General features: G+C 70.9%; 19 protein-coding genes. 12 read left to right on the top strand and 7 right to left on the bottom strand.

Annotated features, from left to right (window positions below):
- Positions 1-94 precede the first annotated feature (94 nt).
- The 3 genes from AC3ETA_RS02460 to AC3ETA_RS02450 all read left to right on the top strand — a co-directional run bounded on the left by AC3ETA_RS02460 (position 95) and on the right by AC3ETA_RS02450 (position 2,836).
- Positions 95-352 carry a hypothetical protein gene (locus AC3ETA_RS02460; protein WP_030962126.1) on the top strand — a complete coding sequence of 86 codons (258 nt, stop codon included), beginning with the start codon at positions 95-97 and terminating at the stop codon, positions 350-352.
- Positions 353-2,479 (top strand): 4-alpha-glucanotransferase, encoded by a 2,127-nt coding sequence (gene malQ, locus AC3ETA_RS02455; protein WP_432191133.1) that lies wholly within the window; start codon positions 353-355, stop codon positions 2,477-2,479.
- 99 nt (positions 2,480-2,578) lie between these two features.
- Positions 2,579-2,836 carry a hypothetical protein gene (locus AC3ETA_RS02450; RefSeq protein ID WP_432191132.1) on the top strand — a complete coding sequence of 86 codons (258 nt, stop codon included), beginning with the start codon at positions 2,579-2,581 and terminating at the stop codon, positions 2,834-2,836.
- A 157-nt stretch (positions 2,837-2,993) separates the two neighbouring features.
- On the opposite strand, the gene AC3ETA_RS02445 is transcribed toward AC3ETA_RS02450, so the two are convergent.
- A complete protein-coding gene (locus AC3ETA_RS02445; RefSeq protein ID WP_432191131.1) occupies positions 2,994-3,581 on the bottom strand; it encodes a TetR/AcrR family transcriptional regulator in 588 nt (195 codons plus the stop codon).
- 128 nt (positions 3,582-3,709) lie between these two features.
- Between AC3ETA_RS02445 and AC3ETA_RS02440 the strand changes: the two genes are divergently transcribed.
- Positions 3,710-5,152: an FAD-dependent monooxygenase gene (locus AC3ETA_RS02440; RefSeq protein WP_432191130.1), complete on the top strand. Its 1,443-nt coding sequence runs from the start codon at positions 3,710-3,712 to the stop codon at positions 5,150-5,152.
- A gap of 147 nt (positions 5,153-5,299) precedes the next feature.
- On the opposite strand, the gene AC3ETA_RS02435 is transcribed toward AC3ETA_RS02440, so the two are convergent.
- Both AC3ETA_RS02435 and AC3ETA_RS02430 read right to left on the bottom strand, forming a co-directional pair.
- Positions 5,300-6,073, bottom strand: a complete 774-nt coding sequence (locus AC3ETA_RS02435; protein WP_432191129.1) for a GntR family transcriptional regulator — start codon at positions 6,071-6,073, stop codon at positions 5,300-5,302.
- 11 nt (positions 6,074-6,084) lie between these two features.
- Positions 6,085-6,627: a GntR family transcriptional regulator gene (locus tag AC3ETA_RS02430; protein WP_432191128.1), complete on the bottom strand. Its 543-nt coding sequence runs from the start codon at positions 6,625-6,627 to the stop codon at positions 6,085-6,087.
- A gap of 206 nt (positions 6,628-6,833) precedes the next feature.
- On the opposite strand from AC3ETA_RS02430, the gene AC3ETA_RS02425 reads away from it, so the two are divergent.
- From AC3ETA_RS02425 to AC3ETA_RS02415, 3 genes are read left to right on the top strand one after another with little or no spacing between them, the layout of a single operon-like run.
- Entirely contained in the window at positions 6,834-7,208 is a 375-nt protein-coding gene (locus AC3ETA_RS02425; protein WP_432191127.1) for an ATP-binding protein, read from the top strand.
- Positions 7,195-8,322, top strand: coding sequence for an adenosylhomocysteinase (locus AC3ETA_RS02420; protein ID WP_432191126.1), 1,128 nt, complete (start codon positions 7,195-7,197; stop codon positions 8,320-8,322). Before AC3ETA_RS02425 ends, AC3ETA_RS02420 begins: the two co-directional genes overlap by 14 nt.
- 11 nt (positions 8,323-8,333) lie before the next feature.
- Positions 8,334-8,876, top strand: a complete 543-nt coding sequence (locus AC3ETA_RS02415; RefSeq protein WP_432191125.1) for an NUDIX hydrolase — start codon at positions 8,334-8,336, stop codon at positions 8,874-8,876.
- 65 nt (positions 8,877-8,941) lie between these two features.
- On the opposite strand, the gene pepN is transcribed toward AC3ETA_RS02415, so the two are convergent.
- Positions 8,942-11,515, bottom strand: a complete 2,574-nt coding sequence (gene pepN, locus AC3ETA_RS02410) for an aminopeptidase N (protein WP_432191124.1) — start codon at positions 11,513-11,515, stop codon at positions 8,942-8,944.
- Positions 11,516-11,627: 112 nt separating this feature from the next.
- On the opposite strand from pepN, the gene AC3ETA_RS02405 reads away from it, so the two are divergent.
- Entirely contained in the window at positions 11,628-12,104 is a 477-nt protein-coding gene (locus AC3ETA_RS02405) for a DUF1203 domain-containing protein (protein ID WP_432191123.1), read from the top strand.
- Positions 12,105-12,163: 59 nt separating this feature from the next.
- Here the strand turns inward: AC3ETA_RS02405 and AC3ETA_RS02400 are convergent, their stop codons facing one another.
- Positions 12,164-13,180 (bottom strand): aspartate-semialdehyde dehydrogenase, encoded by a 1,017-nt coding sequence (locus tag AC3ETA_RS02400; protein WP_432191122.1) that lies wholly within the window; start codon positions 13,178-13,180, stop codon positions 12,164-12,166.
- Positions 13,181-13,488: 308 nt separating this feature from the next.
- Between AC3ETA_RS02400 and AC3ETA_RS02395 the strand changes: the two genes are divergently transcribed.
- Both AC3ETA_RS02395 and AC3ETA_RS02390 read left to right on the top strand, forming a co-directional pair.
- Positions 13,489-14,016 (top strand): RNA polymerase sigma factor, encoded by a 528-nt coding sequence (locus AC3ETA_RS02395; RefSeq protein ID WP_432191356.1) that lies wholly within the window; start codon positions 13,489-13,491, stop codon positions 14,014-14,016.
- Position 14,017: 1 nt separating this feature from the next.
- Entirely contained in the window at positions 14,018-14,746 is a 729-nt protein-coding gene (locus tag AC3ETA_RS02390; RefSeq protein WP_432191121.1) for a hypothetical protein, read from the top strand.
- A gap of 55 nt (positions 14,747-14,801) precedes the next feature.
- On the opposite strand, the gene AC3ETA_RS02385 is transcribed toward AC3ETA_RS02390, so the two are convergent.
- On the bottom strand, positions 14,802-18,086 hold the full coding sequence (locus tag AC3ETA_RS02385) for a S8 family serine peptidase (RefSeq protein WP_432191120.1): 3,285 nt from the start codon (positions 18,084-18,086) through the stop codon (positions 14,802-14,804).
- A 467-nt stretch (positions 18,087-18,553) separates the two neighbouring features.
- On the opposite strand from AC3ETA_RS02385, the gene AC3ETA_RS02380 reads away from it, so the two are divergent.
- Together AC3ETA_RS02380 and AC3ETA_RS02375 are read left to right on the top strand one after the other, a co-directional pair.
- A complete protein-coding gene (locus AC3ETA_RS02380; RefSeq protein WP_432191119.1) occupies positions 18,554-20,341 on the top strand; it encodes a TIGR03767 family metallophosphoesterase in 1,788 nt (595 codons plus the stop codon).
- 100 nt (positions 20,342-20,441) lie between these two features.
- Positions 20,442-21,629, top strand: a complete 1,188-nt coding sequence (locus AC3ETA_RS02375; protein ID WP_432191118.1) for a serine hydrolase domain-containing protein — start codon at positions 20,442-20,444, stop codon at positions 21,627-21,629.
- 78 nt (positions 21,630-21,707) lie between these two features.
- Here AC3ETA_RS02375 and AC3ETA_RS02370 read toward each other — a convergent pair whose 3' ends face one another.
- Positions 21,708-22,751, bottom strand: coding sequence for a hypothetical protein (locus tag AC3ETA_RS02370; RefSeq protein WP_432191117.1), 1,044 nt, complete (start codon positions 22,749-22,751; stop codon positions 21,708-21,710).
- Positions 22,752-22,935: the final 184 nt, after the last annotated feature.

Genomic DNA, 22,935 nt, shown 5'->3' with positions numbered 1-22,935 from the left:
GAGGGGCACGTTGTTGGACTCTGTACGTCTGCCGCAGCGCCTGCTGGGTAGGGCTGCGGTAACCCGTACGCCGCACAACGAAGAGGAGGCCCCCGTGGCAGCATCGGCACACCTTCTGCTCCCGGCCCAGTCCAAACCTGAGGCGCCCATCGAGCCCGAGATGCACGACTGCGTCTTCAGCGCCGAGGGCGCCTGCGCCGAGACCCCCCTGACCAGCGAACCACCCCTTCCCGACTTCGAGCCGCTGACCAGCGAGCCGCCGCTCGCCGACGCCGCGCCGCTGACGAGTGAGGCGGCCACCTGGGACCTGGGTATGGACACCGGTATGGACATGGACTGCACGAGGCCGTAGATGACAGCGCAGCGGTCGGCCGAAGCCTGTGCTGAAGGGCCCGAAGGCTCTGAGGATCTCCCTTCCGACGCTTTGACGCGCCTCGCCGAGCTGCACGGCGTGGCCACCTCCTACCGGCCGTCCGCCGACCGCACCGTCACGGCCTCCGTGACCGCGCTCACCCGAGCCCTGACCGCCCTCGACGTGGACGCGAGCACGCCCGCCGCCGTGGCGGCGGCGCTCGCCGCCCGGGACCGCGAACTGCGGGAGCGGCTGCTGCCGCCGACGGTGGTGAGCTGGAGCGGGGCCGAGCCCGAGGCACTGACCGCGCTGCCGTCCGGCACCCGGCTGCGCATCGAGACCGAGCAGGGCGAGATGCGGACCGCCGCCGACCGGCTCCCGCCCGGCGTCCACCGGCTGACGGCCACCACACCGGACGGCCGTACGACGACCAGCCATCTCGTCGTCGCCCCGCCCCGCCTGCCCACTCCCACCGGACGCTCCTACGGCCTCCTCGTCCAGCTCTACTCCCTCCTCTCGCGCCGCTCCTGGGGCATGGGCGACCTCGGCGACCTCACCGAACTCGCCACCTGGGCGGGCCGGGCGCTCGGCGCCGGATTCGTCCAGGTCAACCCGTTGCACGCGGCCGTACCCGGAACCCCGACGGACCCCTCGCCCTACCGTCCGTCCTCCCGCCGCTTCCCCGACCCGGTGCACCTGCGGGTCGAGGACGTGCCCGAGTTCGCGTACGTCGAGGACCGCGCGCGGGTGCGGGCGCTGCTGGAGCGGGCCGGGCGGCTGCGCGAGGCGGTGCTGGAGAAGGGCGCGCTGATCGACCGGGACGCCGTCTGGGAGACCAAGCGCGAAGCACTGGAACTCGTGCGCGAGGTACCGCTCGGGCCCGGGCGGCGCGCCGCGTACGTCGACTTCCTCGCCCGGGAGGGCGACGCACTGGAGGACCACGCCACGTGGTGCGCGCTGGCCGAGGTGCACGGCTCGGACTGGCAGCACTGGCCGGCGGGGCTGCGGGACCCCCGGTCGCCCGAAACCGCCCGCGCGCGCACCGAGTTGATGGACCGGATCGACTTCCACTGCCGGCTCGCCTGGCTCACCGACGGCCAGCTCACCGCCGCCCAGCGGGCCGCCCGGGAGGCCGGGATGCCGGTCGGGGTCGTGCACGACCTGGCGGTCGGGGTGCATCCGGGGGGCGCGGACGCCTGGGCGCAGCAGGAGTACTTCGCGGCCGGCATGTCGGTCGGCGCGCCACCGGACGCCTTCAACGCGCGCGGCCAGGACTGGGGGCTGCCGCCGTGGCGCCCCGACCGGCTCGCCGACTCCGGGTACGAGCCGTACCGCCGCCTGCTGCGGGCCCTGTGCCGGTACGCCGGCGCCCTGCGCATCGACCACGTCATGGGGCTGTTCCGGCTGTGGTGGGTGCCGCAGGGACAGGCGCCGACCGAGGGGACATACGTCCGCTACGACGCCGAGGCCATGCTCGCGATCCTGGTGCTGGAGGCCGGGCGGGCCGGCGCGGTGGTCATAGGGGAGGACCTCGGCACGGTCGAGCCGGGGGTGCGGGAGGCACTGCGCTCACGGGGCGTGCTCGGGACCTCCGTGCTCTGGTTCGAGCGGGACTGGGACGGCGACGGACGCCCGCTGCCGCCGGAGTCCTGGCGCGCCGACTGCCTCGCCACCGCCACCACCCACGACCTGCCGTCCACCGCGGCCCGCCTCACCGGCGAACACGTCGAACTCCGCGACAGCCTGGGCCTGTTGACCCGGCCGCTGGAGCAGGAGCGGGCGGAGGCCGCGGCGGACACGGGGGAGTGGCTGGAGCTGCTGTCCCGGCTGGGGATGCTGCGGGGAGCGCACGGCGGGCACTGCGCCTCGGAGGAGGAGGCCGAGATCCAGGCCGTCCACCGCTTCCTGCTGCGCACCCCGGCCCGGATGATCGGCGTCTGGCTCCCCGACGGCGTCGGCGACCGCCGCCCGCAGAACCTGCCGGGCACATGGGACCAGTACCCGAACTGGCGCCTGCCGATCGCCGGCGCCGACGGCAAGCCGGTGACGCTGGAGGAACTCGCGGGGTCGGCACGGATGTGGGGGCTGGTCGAGGTGCTGCGGGGCGGGATCGGCCGGCAGGAGTGACGCGGCGACCGGCCTCCGGTGGCCCGCGTCCGGCCGGGGCGGGCCTCATACGGCACCCCGGGCGCGCGGGCCTTCGCGTCGTTCGATACTTTTGGCCCCGTGGACAAGAAGAACGCCCTGCGCGCCGGCGCCCTGGCTGCCGGTACGACGCTGATGATGCTCCTGATGTCGTCCCCCGCGCTCGCGCTCACGCGTGACGACGGCGACGACCCCGGTCAGGGCCTGTCCGTCATGGAGACGGTGGCCCAGTTCGTCATTGCCCCGACCGTGATCTTCTTGGTCATCGCGGGCCTCGTGATGGTCCTGGACCGCTCCTCGGACCGCCAGCCGAAGAACAAGGCCAAGGCGAAGGCCTGACAAGGCCGGGCCAAGGCCCGACCCCGATCAGGGCGTCTCCCGCCCGATCCCTGCTTCCGTCGAGGGCGCCCGCCCCGCCGTGCGTACGCGCATCCGCCGTATGCACGACGAGGCCGGCGCCCTCGACGCGTTCCGGCCCTCCCCCGCGAGGCCGCCCTCACGCCGGATGCGGTGCCGTCAGATACCGCTGCACCGTGGGTGCCAGCCAGGCCACGAGTTCCTCGGGGGCCAGCGCCACGGCCGGCGGGAAGCGCAGCACGTAACGTGTGAGGGCCAGCCCGAGCAGCTGTGACGACGCCAGCGCCGCCCGCGCCGGCGCCTGCTCGGGGTCGGGGCACACCCGGTGGGCGAGCGGCAGCAGCTGGTCCGCGAAGATGCCCTGCATGCGCTCGGCGCCGGCCTGGTTGGTCGCGCCCACCCGGAGCAGCGCCGTGAGCACCTCGTTCTCCTCCCACATGCCCAGGAAGTGCGTCACGAGCGCCCGGCCGACGTCGTCGCGGCTCAGTGACCCCGGCTCCGGCAGCTTCAGATCGATGGCCATGGCCGCCGCGAAGAGGCCCTCCTTGTTGCCGTAGTAGCGCATCACCATCGACGGGTCGATGTTCGCGTGCCTGGCGATGGCGCGGATGGTGGCGCGCTCGTACCCGTCGGCCGCGAAGCGCTCGCGGGCCGCGTCGAGGATCGCTGTGCGCGTGGCGTCGGAACGGCGGGGTGGGGCGTGGGGCGTGGGGCTGTTCTCGTTCATGCCCACAACCGTAGGTCAACAGATGTAGGCCAACAAGTGTTGACAGCCCCGTCATGCCCTCCTAGTGTTGCCAACAAGCGTTGACCAACAAGCGTTGGCGAACAACCGTTGGCACTCAGGAGGCCACCATGACCGGCACCGTCTCCCCGCACCCCGTGATCGTCGTCGGCTCGGGTCCCACCGGCCTCCTCCTGGCCGGCGACCTCGCCGCCGCAGGAGTCCCCGTCACCCTCCTCGAACGACGTGCCCGCAAGATCAGCAACCTCTCCCGGGCCTTCGGCGTGCACGCCCGCACCCTGGAGCAGCTCGACGCCCGCAACCTCGCCGACGAGCTGATCGCCACCGGCAGCACCATCACCGGGCTCCGCCTCTTCCGCCGGCTCTCCCTCGACCTGGGCACGCTGCCGTCCCGCTTCCCGTTCCTGCTCATCACCCCGCAGTACGAGGTCGAGCGGCTGCTGGAGCGGCGGGCGCGCGAGCTCGGCGTGGAGTTCCGGTACGAGAGCGAGGTCGTCGGGCTGCGGCAGGACGCCGACGGGGTCGACCTCGACGTGCGCGGCGCCGACGGGACGGTCGTCACCCACCGCGCCGCCTACGTCGTCGGCACGGACGGCCACCGCAGTGCCGTACGCGAGGCGCTCGGCCTGCCCTTCCCCGGCACCTCGGTCATCAAGTCGCTGATCCTGGCGGACGTCCGGCTCGCCGAGCGGCCCGACAGCGTGCTCACCGTCAACGGCGCGGGCAACGCCTTCGCGATGATCGCCTCCTTCGGCGACGGCTGGTACCGCGTCATGGGCTGGAACCGTGACCACGAGGTCCCCGACGACGCCCCGCTCGACCTCGACGAGGTCAAGGAGATCGCCCGGCGGGCCCTGGGCACCGACTACGGCATGCACGACGCCCGCTGGCTGTCCCGGTTCCACAGCGACGAGCGCCAGGTGCCGCGGTACCGGGTGGGCCGGGTCCTGCTGGCCGGCGACGCCGCGCACATCCACTCACCGGCCGGCGGCCAGGGCATGAACACCGGCCTCCAGGACGCGGCCAACCTCGGCTGGAAGCTCGCCGCGGTCGTCCAGGGCACGGCGTCCGACGGCTTCCTGGACACCTACGAGGCCGAACGGCACCCCGTCGGCAAGGCGGTGCTGCGCAGCAGCGGCGGGCTGGTCCGGCTGGCCAGGGCCCAGAACCCGGCCCTGCGCGTCGTACGCGGCCTGGTCTCCGCCTTCGCGAACGCCGCCCGGCCCGTCCGCACCAAGGCCCTCGCCCAGATCTCGGGCATCGGCTACCGCTACCCGGCCCCGCGCGGCGCCCACCGCCTGGTCGGCACCCGCATCCCGGACGTGGCACTGGAGAGCGGGCGGCTGTACGAGGCGCTGCGCGGCGGACGGTTCGTACTGATCACGCCGGAGACGCGGTACGAGCATGACCACCAGGACCGGCTGACCGTGGAGCGCTGGGCGGGCGAGAGCCGTACGACGGTGCTGGTGCGGCCCGACGGATACGTGGCCTGGGCGGCGGACGACGCGGACGCCGGGGCGATCGAGAAGGGTCTCACCCTGCGGTTCTCCTGACAGGGATGCTCGAAGACTCTCGAAAGGACGCGACAGATGAAGCGCTGCGACGGTGGTCGGCAGCCGGAAAGGTGCTCAACGTTCCGTGAACCGTGGTCACCGCGCATGCCCGGACGCCGGACCTCTCTGATCGCGCGCGACGGAGGCTCACTCAGGCGTGAACTCGTACTGAAGCTCGTAGAGATGACCAGCCTTGACCATGACGGTGACTTCGATGGGACGCTGGTCGTCGCTGTACACGACGCGCAGTGTACGGAGAACCGGCAGGTCGCTGGGCAGGTTCAAGGCCTGGTACTGCTCTTGGGTGGGGACCCTGGCGGAGACTCGGTCCACGCTGAGGCGCGGAGGATAGCCGAGTTCGGCGAGGAGGGTCGGAGTGCCGCCCCTGATCTTCCGCCTGTCCGCGATGACGGTACTTTGAGCGATGGCCATGGGGTAGTAGGACTTGACCAGCTCGACCGGTTCGCCGTCGACGGAGAGCACTTGGTGCCTCAGCAGAGCTGTCTCGCACTCGGCGAGGTCCAAGGCGGCTGAGACATCGGCGGGGGGACGGACCTCCGCGACATCCATCAGCGTGCTGTGAGCCTGGGTTCCGTGCTTCGCGGCCTCGGTCAGCCAGCGGTAGGGCTCACCCGCCGCGGCCGGGGCCATGAACGCGGCGGGGCGCATGGTCCGCTGCCGATGCTCGCGGACGGTGACCGCCGCTCCGGCGCGGCCGATGACGAGGCGCTCGTCCTTGAGGAGCTGGAGTGCCTTCTGAATAGTGGCGTTGGAGGCATCGAATCTTGCTTTGAGCTGAGCGGTGGAGGGCAGCTTGACGCCCGGCGCCAGGTCGCCGGTCATGATCTCGTCCCGAAGATCGGCGGCGATACGCTCATGGAGGGATCGCGGGTCCGCGGGGCCGTTGTCAATGGTGGACATGGTGGACGCAGTCATCCGATCTTGATCTCATAGCGCAGCCGCTGCCGATGAGCCGGCATGACCATCAGGTCAGCCTGTATGGGCTTGTCGTCGCCGTCCAGCGTGACCCTGCTCAGCCGGAGGACCGGTTCGTCCGCGCCCATTTGAAGAGCCTCACGTTCGTCGTCGCCGGGCATACGCGCGGTGACGTCCTCACGCACGCGTGTGCCGACGTGCCCGAGCTCGGCGAGGAAGGTCACAGCGCCACGGGGGATCTTTCCCTTCTCGGCGAGACGGGTGCCGCGAGCGATGCTCGTCGGGTAGTACGTGTCCGTCAACTCGCAAGGCTTGCCGTTCAGTTGGATGATCCGCCGGCGTACGACAACCGGCTCTCCCGTGGACAGGCCGAGGAGGGTGGCGACTTCGTCCGGAGCCGGCACTTCTCCTGCGAAGGCAATGCGCTGGCTGCCCTTGCCTCCGCGGCCGGTGGCTTCGGCTCCCCACGCGTCGGGTTGCCCCTTCTCTCGTGGTGTCAGGTACGGCATCGAGGTGCTGACCCACGCGCTGTCGCTCACGGTTTCCTCCGGCGGGGCGGGATTTCAACCTTGCTGCTTTACACGTTAAGCGACTCGCACAGTTGCCCGCCTCCGGCACCCATCCTCTACCTTTCTGCTTTTCGCGAATAGTGATACGGTTATGGCGCTCGTACACCCCCACGAACAGGCGGTGATTCACCGTGCCCTTGTCACGGCAACGACGTTTTCCTCGCGCTCGCAGCTCCGTGCGTGCCGCACGTGTCTTCGCTCTCCAGGCGCTGACCGAGTGGGGCTGCACCGACCGGCATGACGATGTGCGGCTCTGTGTCTCGGAGCTTGCGACGAACGCCTTACTGCACGGTGTCCCGCCGGGGCGCGAGTTCCGCCTGACGGTTGTCAACGACGGCTCGCTGGTCCGCATCGAGGTCCGGGACAGCGGGAACGAGCTCCCGGAGGTGGCAGAGGGGCGAGTCGACGACTGCAGGGGGCGGGGACTTCGTCTTGTGACCGCTCTCGCGGATGACTTCGGAGTCATCGCACACAACCCTGGAAAAACAGTTTGGTCAGCGTTCAAGAACACCACGCGGACCGAGGGGATGTCCTGCGATGGAAACATCTGAACGCGCCCGGCTCGACGCGTACTTCGGGCGGATCGCCTCCCGTTTCGCGCCACCGGCAGAGCCTCCGGTCGCACTCCTGATCACACACCTGTTACCCGAGCGACCCGCCTTCGTGCGCGGCGTGGCGGCGGTGACGGATCTGCGAACGGTGCTGCCCAAGCCCAAGTCTGTACATACCGAGGTACTGCGCGAGATCGAGGGCAGCGGGTACGTGTGCGACAAGCTGTCGCGTGAGTTGTTCGCCGATCCTGATCGGGCGGTGGGATACGTCGAGGCGCGCGCGGCGGGACGCCCTGTCGTACTGCTCGATGTGGGCGGCTACTTTGCTCCGTCGCTCGAAGCGCTGTGCGACCGCTTTTCGGGACGGATCCTTGGCCTGGTCGAGGACACCGAGAACGGCCACCGTCGCTACGCGGGCCTGGACAAGCTCCCGTGTTCGGTCGTCTCGGTGGCACGCTCGCCCCTCAAGGAGCCCGAAGACTTCCTCGTCGGACAGTCGGTGGTGTTCTCCACCGAGGCACTCATGCGCAGCCGGGGTGACATCCTGCACGGCCGTACGGCGCTGGTGATCGGTTTCGGCAAGCTGGGGTCGAGCATCGCCCGCCTGCTGCATGCCAAAGGGGTGCGTGTCACGGTGTACGACACCGACCCGGTACGCCGCACACAGGCGCTCTCCCAGGGTTTCGCCGTGGCGCGTGCACTCGTGGAGGGCCTTGAGGGCGCGGGACTCGTCCTGTGCGCCACGGGCGCGCTCTCGCTGCGCGGCGAGGACTTCGGACGGTTACGCAACGGCGCATACGTCGCCACCGTGACGAGCAGCGAGGACGAGCTCGAACTCGCGAGCCTGCCCGACGTGTACGAGCGCGCCCATGTCGGCCGCCACATCACGCGATATCTGACGACCGGGCACTACTTCTACCTCCTGAATGGAGGAAACGCCGTCAACTTCCTGCACGGCGCCAGCGTGGGGCCGTTCATCTTCCTCGTACAGGCCGAGATACTCGCCGCTTCCGCTGTACTGGCCCGCGGCGGACTCGGTCCCGGCCTGCACGAGATCGGCCCGGAGGAGCGCGCTGCCATCGCCGCGACCTGGCTCGACTACTTCAACCGGTGAGGAGACACCCCATGACCGTCACGGCCGACCACATCCGCGGGACCCTCGACGACTACCTCGACGTCCGTCCGCACGACACAGGACAGCTCGTCGATCTTCTTGAGCTCCTCGACGCTTCCGCCGACCTGACCAGCCGTAAGGAGTTCCGGGGGCACGTCACGGCAGGGGCGATCCTGGTCGACCCCGCCGGCCGTGTGCTCCACGTCCGGCATGTCGCACTGAACCGCTGGCTCCTGCCCGGCGGACACCTTGAGGCGAACGACATCAGCCTCCTCGCCGCCGCACAGCGGGAATTGTCCGAGGAGACCGGTATTCCGGCCGCCGTCGTCGTCCCGGCCGGGAACCGTCCCGTCCACATCGAAGCCCACCTCATCCCGGCCAACCCTGCCAAGGGCGAGCCGGATCACCAGCACTTCGACTTCCGGTTCCTCTTCCGTACCTCGGCCGACGTCGTTGAACTGCAAACCGAGGAAGTCGCCGCTGCTGCTTGGCGCCACGTCGACACCATCGAGAACGAAGCGCTGCGCAGCCGTGTGCTTGAGGCAATGCGCTGACGACATGTCCAGACGAGAGGGGCGCCCCGTGCAGCAGCACCGGGCGCCCCGTGGCATACCGGCCTCTATTCCGCGGCCGCGTCCGCCTCCTGCGCCCGCAGTGCGCGCTCGACGCCCGCGCGGGACTCCGAGACCAGGCGGCGCAGGGCCGCGTTCGGCTCCGCCGACGCGAGCCAGTCGTCCGTCTTGCGCAGGGTCTCCTCGGAGATCTGCAGCGCCGGGTACAGGCCGACGGCGATCTGCTGGGCGATCTCGTGCGAGCGGGAGTCCCACACGCCCTTGACCACCTCGAAGTACTTGTCGGTGTAGGCGGCGAGCAGCTCACGCTGGTCGGTCTGCACGAAGCCGCCGATCACCGCCTCCTGCACGGCGTTCGGGAGCTTGTCGGACTCGATGACCGACGCCCAGGCCTCCGCCTTCGCCTCGGCGGTCGGGCGGCCGGCACGGGCGGTGGCGGCGTGCCGCTCACCGGCCGCGGTCTTGTCCCGCTCGTACTCGCCGGCGATCTCCGTCTCGTCGAAGCGGCCCACCGCCGCGAGCCGCTGCACGAACGCCCAGCGCAGCTCCGTGTCGACGGCCAGGCCCTCGATCGTCTGGGAGCCGTCCAGGAGCGCGTCCAGCAGGTCCAGCTGCTCCGGCGTACGGGCCGCGTCGGCGAACGCCCGCGCCCACGCCAGCTGGTGGTCGCTGCCCGGCTCGGCCGCCCGCAGGTGCGCCAGCGTGGCGTCCGTCCAGCGGGTCAGCAGGGCCTCGCGGGTGGCGGGAGCGGCGTACAGCTCGATCGCCAGCTTCACCTGCCGCTGGAGCGACTGCACGACACCGATGTCGGACTCCTTGCCGATGCCCGACAGGACCAGCGAGAGGTAGTCGCGGGTGGCGAGCTCGGCGTCCCGGGTCATGTCCCAGGACGACGCCCAGCACAGGGCCCGCGGCAGCGACGCCTCGAAGTCGCCCAGGTGCTCGGTGACGAAGGCGAGGGACTGCTCGTCGAGACGGACCTTCGCGTACGACAGGTCGTCGTCGTTGAGCAGGATGACGTCCGGGCGGCGGGTGCCCACCAGCTGCTGCACGGCGGTCAGTTCACCGTCGACGTCCAGCTCGATGCGCTCGTCGCGCAGCAGCTTGCCGGACTCGGTGTCCAGGTTGTACAGGCCCACCGCGATGCGGTGCGGGCGCAGCGTAGGCTCGCCCTGGGCGCCCGCCGGCAGGGCCGGGGCCTCCTGGCGGATCGCGAAGGACGTGATCACACCGTCGGCGTCCGTGACGATCTCGGGCCGCAGGACATTGATGCCCGCGGTCTGCAGCCACAGCTTCGACCAGGTCTTCAGGTCACGGCCGGAGGTCTCCTCCAGGGCGCCCAGCAGGTCGCTCAGGCGCGTGTTGCCGAACGCGTGCCGCTTGAAGTACGCCTGCACGCCCTTGAAGAACTCGTCCATGCCGACGTACGCCACGAGTTGCTTGAGCACGGAGGCGCCCTTGGCGTAGGTGATGCCGTCGAAGTTGACGAGCACGTCGTCCAGGTCGCGGATCTCCGCCATGATCGGGTGCGTCGACGGCAGCTGGTCCTGCCGGTACGCCCACGTCTTCATCTGGTTCGCGAACGTCGTCCACGCCTGCGGCCAGCGCGTCCCCGGGGCGTGCGCCTGGCAGGCGATGGAGGTGTACGTGGCGAACGACTCGTTCAGCCACAGGTCGTTCCACCACTCCATGGTGACCAGGTCGCCGAACCACATGTGGGCCAGCTCGTGCAGGATGGTCTCCGCGCGGCCCAGGTACGCCGCGTCCGTCACCTTCGAGCGGAACACGTACTGGTCGCGGATGGTCACCGCGCCCGCGTTCTCCATCGCGCCCGCGTTGAACTCCGGCACGAACAGCTGGTCGTACTTCTTGAACGGGTACGCGTAGTCGAACTTCTCCTGGAACCACTCGAAGCCCTGCCGGGTCACCTCGAAGATCGCGTCCGAGTCCAGGAACTCGGCGAGCGACGGACGGCAGTAGATGCCCAGCGGCACGCTCTGGCCGTCCTTCTCGTACACGCTGTGCACGGAGTGGTACGGGCCGACGATGAGCGCGGTGATGTACGTCGAGATGCGCGGCGTCGGCTCGAAGGACCAGACGTTGTCCTTGGGCTCCGGGGTCGGCGAGTTGGAGATGACCGTCCAGCCCTCCGGGGCCTGCACGGTGAACTGGAAGGTGGCCTTCAGATCGGGCTGCTCGAAGGACGCGAACACGCGCCGGGCGTCGGGCACCTCGAACTGGGTGTACAGGTACGCCTGCTGGTCGACGGGGTCGACGAAGCGGTGCAGGCCCTCGCCGGTGTTGGTGTACGCGCAGTCGGCCACCACCCGCAGGACGTTGCGGCCCTGCAGCAGGCCGGGCAGGGCGATCCGGGAGTCCTTGAAGACCTCGGCGGCGTCCAGCGCGTCGCCGTTGAGGGTCACCTCGTGGACGGTCGGAGCCACGAGGTCGATGAAGGAGTCGGCGCCGCTCTCGGCGACGTCGAAGCGCACCGTGGTCACGGACCGGTAGGTGCCGCCCTCCTGCGCGCCGGAGAGGTCGAGATCGATCTCGTACGAGTCAACGGTGAGCAGCTTCGCCCGCTGCTGAGCCTCTTCGCGAGTCAGGTTTGTGCCAGGCACGCGGTCATCTCCTCGATATGTGTCGGTTGCGTCATCCTTCCACGGGACGTGACCGGAACGCGATGTCCGCTGACCGCCGGTGAGCTCGGCCCTCGCGCGTGAGGCTGGGGGCATGACGATCCACAGTGCACACGCCATCGATCGGACGGCCCTGAAGGAACTGCGCACCGCCGACGACGCGGGCCGCCGCACGGTTCCCGTGACCGACGAGGAGGGCGGCGCGCCCCTGCGCTGCTGCCTTCGCCGCAGCGCCCCCGGCGAGCGCGTCGCCCTCGTCTCGTACGCTCCCCTGCGCCGCTGGGCGGCCGGTACGGGCGTCGACCCGGGGGCCTACGACGAGCAGGGCCCGGTGTTCATCCACGCCGAGGAGTGCGCAGGGCCGGACGGGGACGCCCTGCCCTTCGCGCACGCCCACCGCACGGTGCGCCGCTACTCGGCCGACGGCCGCATCCTCGGCGGCCGGCTCGTGGAGTCGGGCGTCTTCGAGGAGGCGTTCGAGGAGGCGTTCGCCGACCCGCAGGTGGCGCTGGTGCACGTCAGGGCCGTGGAGTACGGGTGCTTCCTGTACGAGGTGCGCAGACCCCGCTGAACACGGCAGGGGCGCCCACCGGCGAGGGTGGGCGCCCCTGTGCCCGGTACGGGTGGGCGTCAGCCCTTCAGCTCCGCCGCGACCAGCTCCGCGATCTGCACCGCGTTCAGCGCGGCGCCCTTGCGGAGGTTGTCGTTGGAGACGAACAGCGCGATGCCGTGCTCGACCGTCTCGTCGGTGCGGATACGGCCCACGTAGGACGGGTCCTGGCCGGCCGCCTGGAGCGGGGTCGGGACGTCGCTGAGGGCCACGCCGGGGGCGCCGGCCAGCAGCTCCTTGGCGCGCTCCGCGCTGATCGGGCGGGCGAAGCGGGCGTTGACCTGCAGGGAGTGGCCGGAGAAGACCGGGACCCGGACGCAGGTGCCGGAGACCTTCAGACCGGGGATCTCCAGGATCTTGCGGGACTCGTGGCGGAGCTTCTGCTCCTCGTCGGTCTCGTTCAGGCCGTCGTCGACGAGGGAACCGGCCAGCGGCAGGACGTTGTACGCGATCGGCGCCACGTACTTGTTCGGGGCGGGGAACTCCGCCGCCGAGCCGTCGTGGGTCAGCTTCGGCGCGTCCTCGCCGACCTTCTTGACCTGCTCGAACAGCTCGTCGACACCGGCCAGACCGGAACCGGAGACGGCCTGGTAGGTGGCGACCACGAGCGCTTCGAGGCCGGCCTCGGCGTGCAGCGGCTTCAGCACCGGCATCGCGGCCATCGTGGTGCAGTTCGGGTTGGCGATGATGCCCTTGGGGCGGTCGGCGATCGCGTGCGGGTTCACCTCGGAGACGACCAGCGGGACCTCGGGGTCGCGGCGCCAGGCGGAGGAGTTGTCGATCACCACGGCACCCTGCGCGGCCACCTTCGGCGCCAGCGCCTTCGACGTCGAGCCGCCCGCGGAGAACAGCACGATGTCCAGGCCGGAGTAGTCGGCGGTCGCCGCGTCCTCCACCGTCACGCCGTCCAGGACCGAGCCGGCCGAGCGGGCCGAGGCGAACAGCCGCAGCTCGGTGACCGGGAAGTCGCGCTCCTTGAGGATCCTGCGCATGACCGTGCCGACCTGACCGGTGGCTCCGACGATTCCGACCCTCACGGCGACTCCTTCTGGGCGTTCTTGCATGTCTACGGCCTTTCCATCATGCGGCCGACCCAGGTCCGCCTGTCCAATTCTTTGCGCTTCATACCCCCGGACAGAGACACCCCGACCGGCCGGACGGTTCCGGAACTCCGCCCGCACCCATGCTGAGCTGCATAAATTCGCCCCTCGGGGCGCTCGCGCCGCAAGCTGTGCTGCGCTCGCGCGCCGGTGTGACGTACACCTCCCGGAAAACTTCCGGCGACCCGGTCGAACGTTTCGGTGCGCCGCGGCGTCGTAGAGGAAACGCGGTGAGGGGGTGGCTTGTGCTGCGCAGAAAGGCCCGCCGTGCCCAGGAGGACGATCACACCGATCCCCTGGACGCGGCCCAGGAGCGTCGGGTGCGGGCGGTGCTCGCGCTCGGCGGGGTGCCGCAGGCGGACCTGCCGGACGGGGTACAGCAGGTCCGGCTGCGGCTGCTGGAGCGGGCCGCGAGCGGACGCGAGGCGCCGCGGGACGTGTCGGCGTGGGCGGCGGTCGTCGCCTCCAATCTCGCCATGGACTGGCACCGGGCCAAGAAGCGCCAGGAACGCCTCGGCGAACGGCTCGCCTCCCTGCGCCAGACGGAGCACCCCTCCGGCGAGGACACCAGCCTGCTCTCCCTCGCCGTGGCCCAGGGTTTGGACGAGCTGCCCGACGCCCAGCGTCAGGTCCTCGTGCTGCGCTTCTACGGCGACCTTCCGGTGCGCGACATCGCAGCCGAGCTCGGCATCCCCGAGGGCACGGTCAAGAGCAGGCTGCACACGGCGGTACGGGCCCTGCGCGCCCGCCTGCACGAGGACGAGGTGGTGTGACGTGACCGCCGAGAACCAGGGCCGCGGCGCCGACGCGCTGATGGCCGCGATCACCGGTGAACCGCTGTCCGACGAGGCCCGGGCGGACGCCGCCTTCATGGCCGAGCACGACGCCGCCGCGGCCGACCTGGCGCTGCTGCGCGAGCAGCTCGGCATCATCGGGCACGCGCTCGCCGAGCCACTGCCACCGCCACCGGAGCCCGAGCCGGCTCCCGTACGACGGCCCGCCCGCGCCCGGCGCCGGATCCTCACCGTCGCCCTCGGCTCGCTCGCCGTGGCCGCCGCCGGGTCGGTGCTGGTCGGCATGGGCTGGCTGCTGACGCAGGCCGGGTCCGGCGCGGGTTCCGACGCGGGGGCGAGCAGCGCGGACAAGGCCGCCCCCTCGCGGCAGTCCGCCGGCACCGAGTTCGGCAGCCCGCTCTACCTCGCCTGCTCGCGGCTGGTGGCCGAGGGCCGGGCCACCGCCGTCGAGCAGGTTCCCGGGACGGCCTCGGTGCGCGTCACCCTCGACATGACCCGCTACTACAAGCCGGACGAGGGCGAGCCGGAGCTGACGTTCACCGTCGAGGAGAACCTCGTGCCCGGTCTCCGCAAGGGCGACCCCGTGCTCATCGGCATCCGCGAGGGCGCCCGCGAGCCCGACTTCTGGGCCGTCGGCGAGGGGGACATCGCCCCCGAGCGGGCCTGGATCACCGCCTCGCTGCCCGAGGCGCGCGAGCTCGGCTGCTGAACGCCGAGGGGCGGGCGCCCGCACGGACGCCCGCCCCCGATGGCCGTACTCCGGACTACGGAACGACCTTCTCGATCTTCACGTTGCCGACGCCCGCGGCGGTGCCGCGCGCGTTCAGCAGCTGGACCTGGCCGAAGAACTCACGGCCCTCCGGAGCGGCCGCCAGGGCGGTGACGCTGCCGGTGAGGGTGACCGACTGGCCCGTGCCGAGCTGCACCGGCGCGTCGGAGACCGAGACGGTGCCGAGCGCGGGGGAGAAGAACACGTCCAGGTAGTCGTACGCCGTCGAGCCGGCCGGAACCGCGTAGCCGATGACCTCGATGCTGTACGTCCCGGCTGCCGGGTCGGCGACCGAGACCGACTCCTCCGAGTCGCCGTCGGCGGAGCTGCCGACCTCGGTGCCGGCCGCGTCGTAGACGACCAGGTCGAGGTCGGCGGCCGCGTCGGAGACGTTGCCGATGGTGACGTCGAGCGAGGTGGCGCCCGCGGGCACGTCGACCGTGGTGGTCTGCGTGACGCCCTCGGTGATGTCCGGGCGCGCCGTCTTCGACGAGCCGAGCGGGCCGCCGGCCGCCTTGCCGTCGAGGGCCGCGTAGTTGTTGGTCACCTTCCAGGAGGCCTCGGCCGGCGTGCCGATCTTGGCCTCGGCCACGGTCACGGTCTCCGGGTCGAAGGCCGCGCCGAGGACGGTGACGCCCAGCTTGTAGGGGTTGTCGAGCAGCGGCGACGTGCGGCGCGCCTCGACCTCTATCTCCCAGACGCCGGGCTGCGGGTCGGCGTAGGAACGCACGTCCGGCTTGCAGCCGTTGCCGTCGAGGTAGTTGTTGTAGCAGTTCGGGGTGGAGGTGGTGTCGGCCGGGACGCCGTACGGGTGGATGGCGATGAACCGGGTCTGGCTCTTGCCCTTCAGCCCGCCGATCGCGACCTCCAGCGACTTCGCGCCCTCGGGGACGGTCACGAAGTACGACTTGGTGCTGTTGCGCTGCACCGAACCGGACGCCGAGTAGCTGTACTTCAGCGGCTGCGAGACCACGACCGTGGTGAGGATCTGCTTGTCGACGCCCTCGGTGCGCGGGTCGTCGACCTCCAGGATCGCGCTCTTGATGCCCGCCGAGCCCGGCTTGGCGGCGACCTTGACGGTGACCGGCTTGTTCAGGCCGAGCTTGATCTCGTCGGAGCCGACGATGCGGAAGGTGCGACCGGCGTTGTTCTCCAGGTCCAGCTCGTGCCGGATCGCCCTGTCCGGGCCGGACGTACGCGTGATGGTGACGTCGTACGTCTTCTTCTGCCCGGCCTTCAGGCCGCCCTCGCGGTCGTAGACGCCCGTGCCGAAGCCGGGGGTCTTCAGGAACTGGTCGATCGCGGTGTCGACCGGCGCCTTCACCGTGTACTCGTGGGCGGTGGCGCCGTCACGGATGGAGTCCCAGGCGTCCTCGATGTCGATGAGGCCGGCACCCTCCTCGTACGCCTGCACACCCTTGATGTGGTCGGCGGTCGAGGTCAGCGCGGTGCGCAGCTTCGCCGGGGTGAGGTCGATGTGCCTGGCCTTGGCGGCGCTCAGCAGCAGCGCGGACGCGCCCGCCGCCTGCGGGGACGCCATCGAGGTGCCCTGGAGCATCGAGTAGCCGGCCGGCAGGGTGTAGCCCGCCTCGGCGACCGGACCGCCCGGCAGCCAGGTCTGGGTGGTGTTGATCGCGGCGCCCGGCGCGGAGAGCGTCGGGGTGAAGCCGCCGTCCTCACGCGGACCGCGCGAGGAGAACGGCATCATCGCGTACTTCTTCTCCACGACCGAGCCGTAGTTGGCGGCCCAGGTCTCCTTGGAGACGGTCGCGCCGACCGAGATGACCTTGCTCGCCAGGCCCGGGTCGCCGATGGTGTTGGCGCCGGGGCCGGAGTTGCCGGCCGAGATGACCAGCTGCACGCCGTAGGTGTCGATGAGGCGCGTGTACAGCTCGGCGCGGGCGTTGTTGCCGTCGTTCAGCGCCGGGAGACCGCCGATGGACATGTTGACGATGTCGACGCCGCGGTTGACGACGAGGTCGATCATGCCCTCGGTGAGCGCGACGTTGGTGCAGCCGCCGGTCCAGGTGCAGGCGCGGGAGGCGACGAGCTTCGCGCCGGGGGCCGCGCCGTTCATCCTGCCGCCGAACAGGCCGTTCGCGGCGGTGATGCCGGCGACGTGGGTGCCGTGCTCGGACTCGATGACGCCGATGTTGACGAAGTCGCGCTTCTGGCCGACCCAGTCGCCGCCGTACGGGTCCATCGGGACGTCCTTGCGGATCTCCACGACGAACGGCTGCCGCTCGGCGACCTCGGTGGCCGGGTCGTCGGTGCCGAAGTACCCGATCTGGTAGCCGTCCTTGTACGGCTTCATCGGGGTGTCGTCACCGAAGTCGAAGTTGTTGTTGAGGTCGACCCGGACGGTGCCGTTCGCGGCGTCGTAGAGGACGCCCCAGGAGTCGGTCCTGTCGCCGTCGCGGTTGGCGTCGCCCGCCGCGTCGCCCCCCGTGGTGTACGACTCCAGGAAGGTGCTCACCTGGTACGAACCCGCGGGCGCCGTCCAGGTCTTGCCGCCGTAGGTGAAGGTGGGCCCGGAGACGGAGGTCACCATCGGGCGCCAGGTGCGGTCGTTGTCGACTATCGGGTCGGTCGCGGTGACCCAGTCGACGATCTTGCGCTCGCCGGTGGTGGTCTTCTGCAGCGCGGGGTGCGCCAGGTCGATGCCGGAGTCGAGGATGCCGATGGTGATGCCGCGGCCGTCCGCCCTCGGGTTCTTCTTCACGAAGTCGACGGCGCCCGTCTCGAAGGACGGGTTGTACGGGTTCTTCGCCGGGGTCTTCTTGGAGGGGCCGGAGTAAGAGGTCTTCGCGGCCGTCGACTTCGACGTGTCGACGGCGGGGTCGTCCAGGGGTATCTCCTGGCGCAGGTCGATGCCGTGCACCGAGGAGAGCTTCGCCGCGGCGGCGATGGCCTTGTCGGCCTTGCCGGTGGGGACGGTGGCCCGGACGTAGCCGAGCTTGTCGTAGGTGCGGCCCACAGAGCCGACCGCGTCCAGCTGCCCGGCGACCTGCTCGGTCTGCCCGGGCGCCGTCGCGATCATCATCGTGACGTTCTTGGCGTCGCCGGCCTTGGCCTCGGCGAGCAGGTCGGCGTCGTCCGAACCGAGCTTGTCGTGGGCGGACTTGACGCTCGGGTCCGTCGCGGCGGGCGCGGGGTCCACGGCCATGGCCATGGGTATCGGCCCGGCCGCGGAGAGCGCGGCGACGAGGCCGGCTGCCACGGCTATGCGGGCCGCGCGTCTCGCGCCCGGCTTCGGGTCGCGCTGGGGGGTGAGGGTCATCGGCATCCCTTGGAGGTAAAGGAGCATGAGAGCGTCCGGTATGTGATCCCGGACGACCGCACAGCCTTACGCAAGGGAAGGATGTTTGGGAAGAGTTGACCCAATCGAAATGAACGGGTGGGGAAAACCCCCGATACATATCGGACGGGCAGTTCAAAAGGGGTGAGTCACTCGTAGTGCCGGATACTCGCCTGCGGAATCGGCCCCGGCCGGCTGACGTCCCCACCCGGAAGCGGTCCGGTACCCCGAAAAATGAACAGGGAGTGACCGCGTCCCGGCCGTTCGAGGAGCGGCCGTGGACGCGGAAGGTGGTCCAAGATCCACGTACGGCGATCGGCGCTGCGCGTTGCGGTCACGTTCATGCGCAGGTCACTCCCGGTGCCAACCATCCACAGTGAGCGGGATGTTCGCATCCGCGACCGCCCCGCGACCACTGCCGACGCGTTCGCACTCGGGGAGACCGCGCCATGTCGCGCATACGCTCTGTCGCCAGCTCCGCGCTGGGGGTCCACCGCCGTACCCTGCTCGCCGCCACCGGAGCGGTGGCCCTCTCCGCGGGCGCCGGCTACGCCCTGCGGCCCACCGACAGCGAGGCCGCCACCACCCACGGCACCGCGAACGCACCGGGCGCGGCCGCCGACAACGCCGCCGCCGAGGCGCCCGTCGGCGCCTCCAGCCGGGTGCCCGTCGCCCTCGCGCCCTACACCCGCGGCACGACCGTCGCGAGCGTCGCCACACCGCAGGGCAGCGGCGGCTACCGCCGGCTCGCCGACGGCCCCGGCTGGAAGCGGGTCGTCCGCGAGAACCTGGCCGCCGCCAAGTCCGGCCGCGAGAGCCGCCGTACGGCGCTCGCCTCCTTCGTGCAGCTCACCGACCTGCACCTGATCGACGCCCAGCACCCGCTGCGCCTGGAGTACCTGCGCTCCACGGACGTGCACGCCTGGCGCCCGCAGGAGGCGCTGACCGTGCCGGGTGCCGTCGCGCTCGTCGAGCGGATCAACGCGCTGCCGGGCGCCCCCGTCACCGGCTCCCCGCTCCACTTCGCCATGACGACCGGCGACAACACGGACAACAACTGCAAGTCCGAGCTGGAGTGGTTCCTGACGGTGATGAGCGGTGGCCGCGTCACCCCCAACACCGGCGACCCGCGGCAGTACGAGGGCGTCCAGAACAGCGGCCTGAAGCTGTACTGGCAGGCCGACGACTCCGTCCGCGACGCCGACAAGCAGCTCGGCTTCCCGCACATCGACGGCTATCTCGCCGCCGCGATCCGCGAGATGCGCAGCCCCGGCCTGAACATCCCGTGGTACTCGACCGTCGGCAACCACGACGCCATGCCGCTGGGCACCTACGCCTCGCACAGCGACTCCTACCTCACCGAACTCGCCGTCGGCGGCAAGAAGCTGATGAACGCCTCCGCCGCGGAAGCCAAGAAGCTCCAGGACTCCCTCAAGCAGGACAAGGACCCCAGGGGCACCGTCTTCAAGGACTTCCTCAAGGCCCACGCCCGCTCCATGCGCCCGGTCACGCCGGACGAGAGCCGCGCCCCGTTCACGCCCGAGGACTACGTCCGCGCCCATCTGAACCCGGCCCACCGCGGCCACGGCCCGGCCGGCCACGGCTACTCGACGGCCAACCTGGACGCGGGCACCCAGTACTACAGCTTCCGCATCGCCGACGACGTCATCGGCATCAGCCTCGACACCACCGACCCGGGCGGCCACTACGAAGGGTCCGTCGGGACGGCCCAGTTCAGGTGGCTGGACCGGACGCTGCGGGAGAACAAGGACTCGTACGCGATCGTCTTCAGCCATCACACCAGCGGGTCGATGGACAACCTGCGCCGCGACCCGGCCCGCCCGGAGCGGCGCGTGAGCGGGGCCGAGCTGCTCCAACTGCTCGGCAAGCACCGCAACGTGCTGGCCTGGGTGAACGGCCACATCCACAAGAACGTCATCACCCCGCACTCCGGCACCGGCGGCCACACGTTCTGGGAGATCTCCACCGCCTCCCACGTCGACTTCCCCCAGCTCGCCCGGATCATCGAGGTGGTGGACAACAAGGACGGCACGATCTCGCTGTTCACCACGCTGATCGAGTCCTCGGCCCCGCACCGCACCAGCTTCACCGACCTCTCCCAGACGGGCCTGGCCGCCCTCTACCGGGAGCTGTCGCTCAACGCCCCCGGCGTGAGCACCAAGCTGGGCGGCGGCCGCAAGGACCGCAACACGGAGCTGGTCCTCAAGAAGGGCTGAATCGCGCTCAACCGCCCCACCCCGCCTCAACCTTCGCAGGCGCCGCCGGGTCTCTCCCGGCGATCACGCTCGACGCGAGCGTGCGGACAGGGGGAGAGACATGAGCGTACGTACGACCCGCGCGGTTCTCGTGGCGGCGACGGCGGTGGCGCTGTCGGCGGCCCTCGCGGCCCCCGCGCTCTCGGCGGTGCCGGCCGGCAGCGGCCACGAGGCGACCCGCAAGGCCGCCGAGGCCGCGGTCGAGGCGGGCGTCCCCGGCGTGACGGTGACGGCGAGGGACGGCCACGGCACCTGGTCGGCGACGGCGGGCGTCGGCAACCTCAGGACAGGGCAGCCGCGTTCGGCAGCCGACCGCTACCGGGTGGGCAGCATCACCAAGACCTTCGTCGCCACCGTGCTGCTCCAGCTGGAGGCCGAGGGCCGGCTCTCCCTCGACGACAGCGTGGACAAATGGCTGCCGGGCCTGGTGCGCGGCAACGGCCACGACGGCCGCGAGGTCACCCTGCGCCAGCTCCTGAACCACACCAGCGGCATCTTCAACTACACCGCCGACGAGGACTTCGGCCGCACCTACTTCCTCAAGGACGGCTTCTTCGAGCACCGCTACGACACCAAGAAGCCCGCGCAGCTCGTCGCCCTCGCCATGACGCACAAGCCGGACTTCGCGCCGGGCACGTCGTGGAACTACTCCAACACCAACTACGTCCTCGCCGGCATGGTGATCGAGAAGGCGACCGGACGTCCCTACGGCGCCGAGGTCCGCGACCGCGTCATCAAGCCCCTGCACCTGACCGGCACCTCCGTGCCGGGCACCCGCGTGACGGTGCCGGGCCCCAGCAGCCGGGCCTACTCCAAGCTGGCCGAGACGGCGACGGGCCCGACGTACGACGTCACGCGGATCAACCCGTCGATCGCCTACTCGGCCGGCGAGATGATCTCCGACTCCGCCGACCTCGGCCGCTTCTACTCGGCCCTGCTGCGCGGCAAGCTCCTGCCCCGCGAGCAACTGGCCGAGATGACCACGACCGTCCCCCTCGACGAGCGGGGCGGCTACGGCCTCGGTCTGATGAAGTCCGAGCTGTCCTGCGGGGTCACCGTCTGGGGTCACGGCGGCGGCATCCACGGCTCCCTGTCCGAGGCGGTCACCACCAGGGACGGCCGCCACTCCCTCGCCTTCAACCTCAACGGCGACTGGTCGGGGGACACGGGGGCGGTGATCGAGGCGGAGTTCTGCGGCACGGAGAAGGCGGCCGAGCGCACCGTCCGGCGCGGCCCGGACCTCACCTGACGCACGAGGAGGGGCCGCCGGCACAAGGCCCCGGCGGCCCCTCCTCTCCCCTCCTGATGCCGCCTTCGCGGTCCGTCACTACCTCGGCAGCACCACGACGTACGCGGCCGGGTCACGGTCGGCCGCCGCCATCAGGGCCGTACGGACCACCGCGGCCTGCTGCTCCGTGCCGTCCCGGAGCTTCTTCGGGGTGATGTGGACGACCGTGATGCCGAGGCGCTCCAACGTCTCGCGCTTGCGGGCGTACTCCGACCACAGGGCGTCCTCCTCCTGGCGGGGCGCCCGGGTGTCCAGTTCCACCGCCACCGCCTGCTCCGGCCAGTAGGCGTCCAGGCCGCCGAGGTGGGGGCCGCCCGGCAGGCGCAGGTCCACGTTCCAGACCGGGTCGGGCAGGCCGTGCTCGTGGACCATCGCGTACAGCCGGTCCTCGGCGATGGCGCGGCCCTCGGCGAGCAGGGCGTCCACCGCGTCCACCACGTGCGGGCGGCCGAGCAGCTTCGCCTGGTTCAACTCCCGTACCACCGAGGCCGGTTCGCAGTGTCGGCCGCGTACGGCCTCGGTCAGCAGCCGGCGTACGGCGCTCGCGTCGGTGAGTTCGGCGACGGCGTCGGCCAGGGCGCGCGGGACCGGCGCCACCGGGAGGCCGGTGACCTGCCGGGGCGTGGGCAGCGCGGCGGTGCGCAGGATGCGGGCGCAGCCCGCCGAGCGCAGCCGGCGCAGCCGGGGGACCAGGACGTCGACCGTGTCCAGGGCGGTGAGCGGCGGCGTTCCGGAGAAGCCGTGCAGGGTCAGCGCCGCCAGGCCCGTGATCATCACCTCGGGGTAGGCGGGGGCGGGGTGCTCCTCACCCGCGTTCGGCTGGGCCGGCACGCCGGGGGTGCGCTCGCGCGAGGCGTACATCAGCACCGCGTGCAGACGCTCCTCGCCGGTGGGCGGGCCGGGGTGGAGCAGCAGGACGCCGGGGAGGAGCTGCTGCCAGGGGCCGCCGGGGCGGCACTGCTCGTTCATCTCGGCGGTGGCGACGCCGTGCGACTTCAGCTGAGCGGCCGTCATGACGCGGCGGCGGTGGATCTCGGAGAGGTGACGCAGGGGGCGGGGGGACAGCGGGGTGTTGTGGGTCATGACCCGGAGGTTCCCGTGCCTGATCGGCCCGCTAACCGCTGTTACAGGGCCGTCGACAAAAACGGACAACATGGCACTAAAGGACGGGTGTTCGGATGCCGAGTACGCACCGAAAACCCCTGGTCCAATCGGGTGGGACCAGGGGTTACGGCTGCTATTGCCTGAATTCCGTAACGGTCACGCA

The organism is Streptomyces sp. bgisy027, from assembly GCF_057710365.1.
The sequence above is the reverse complement of the archived record's forward strand: the minus strand, read 5'-3'. Positions and strand labels throughout refer to the sequence as shown.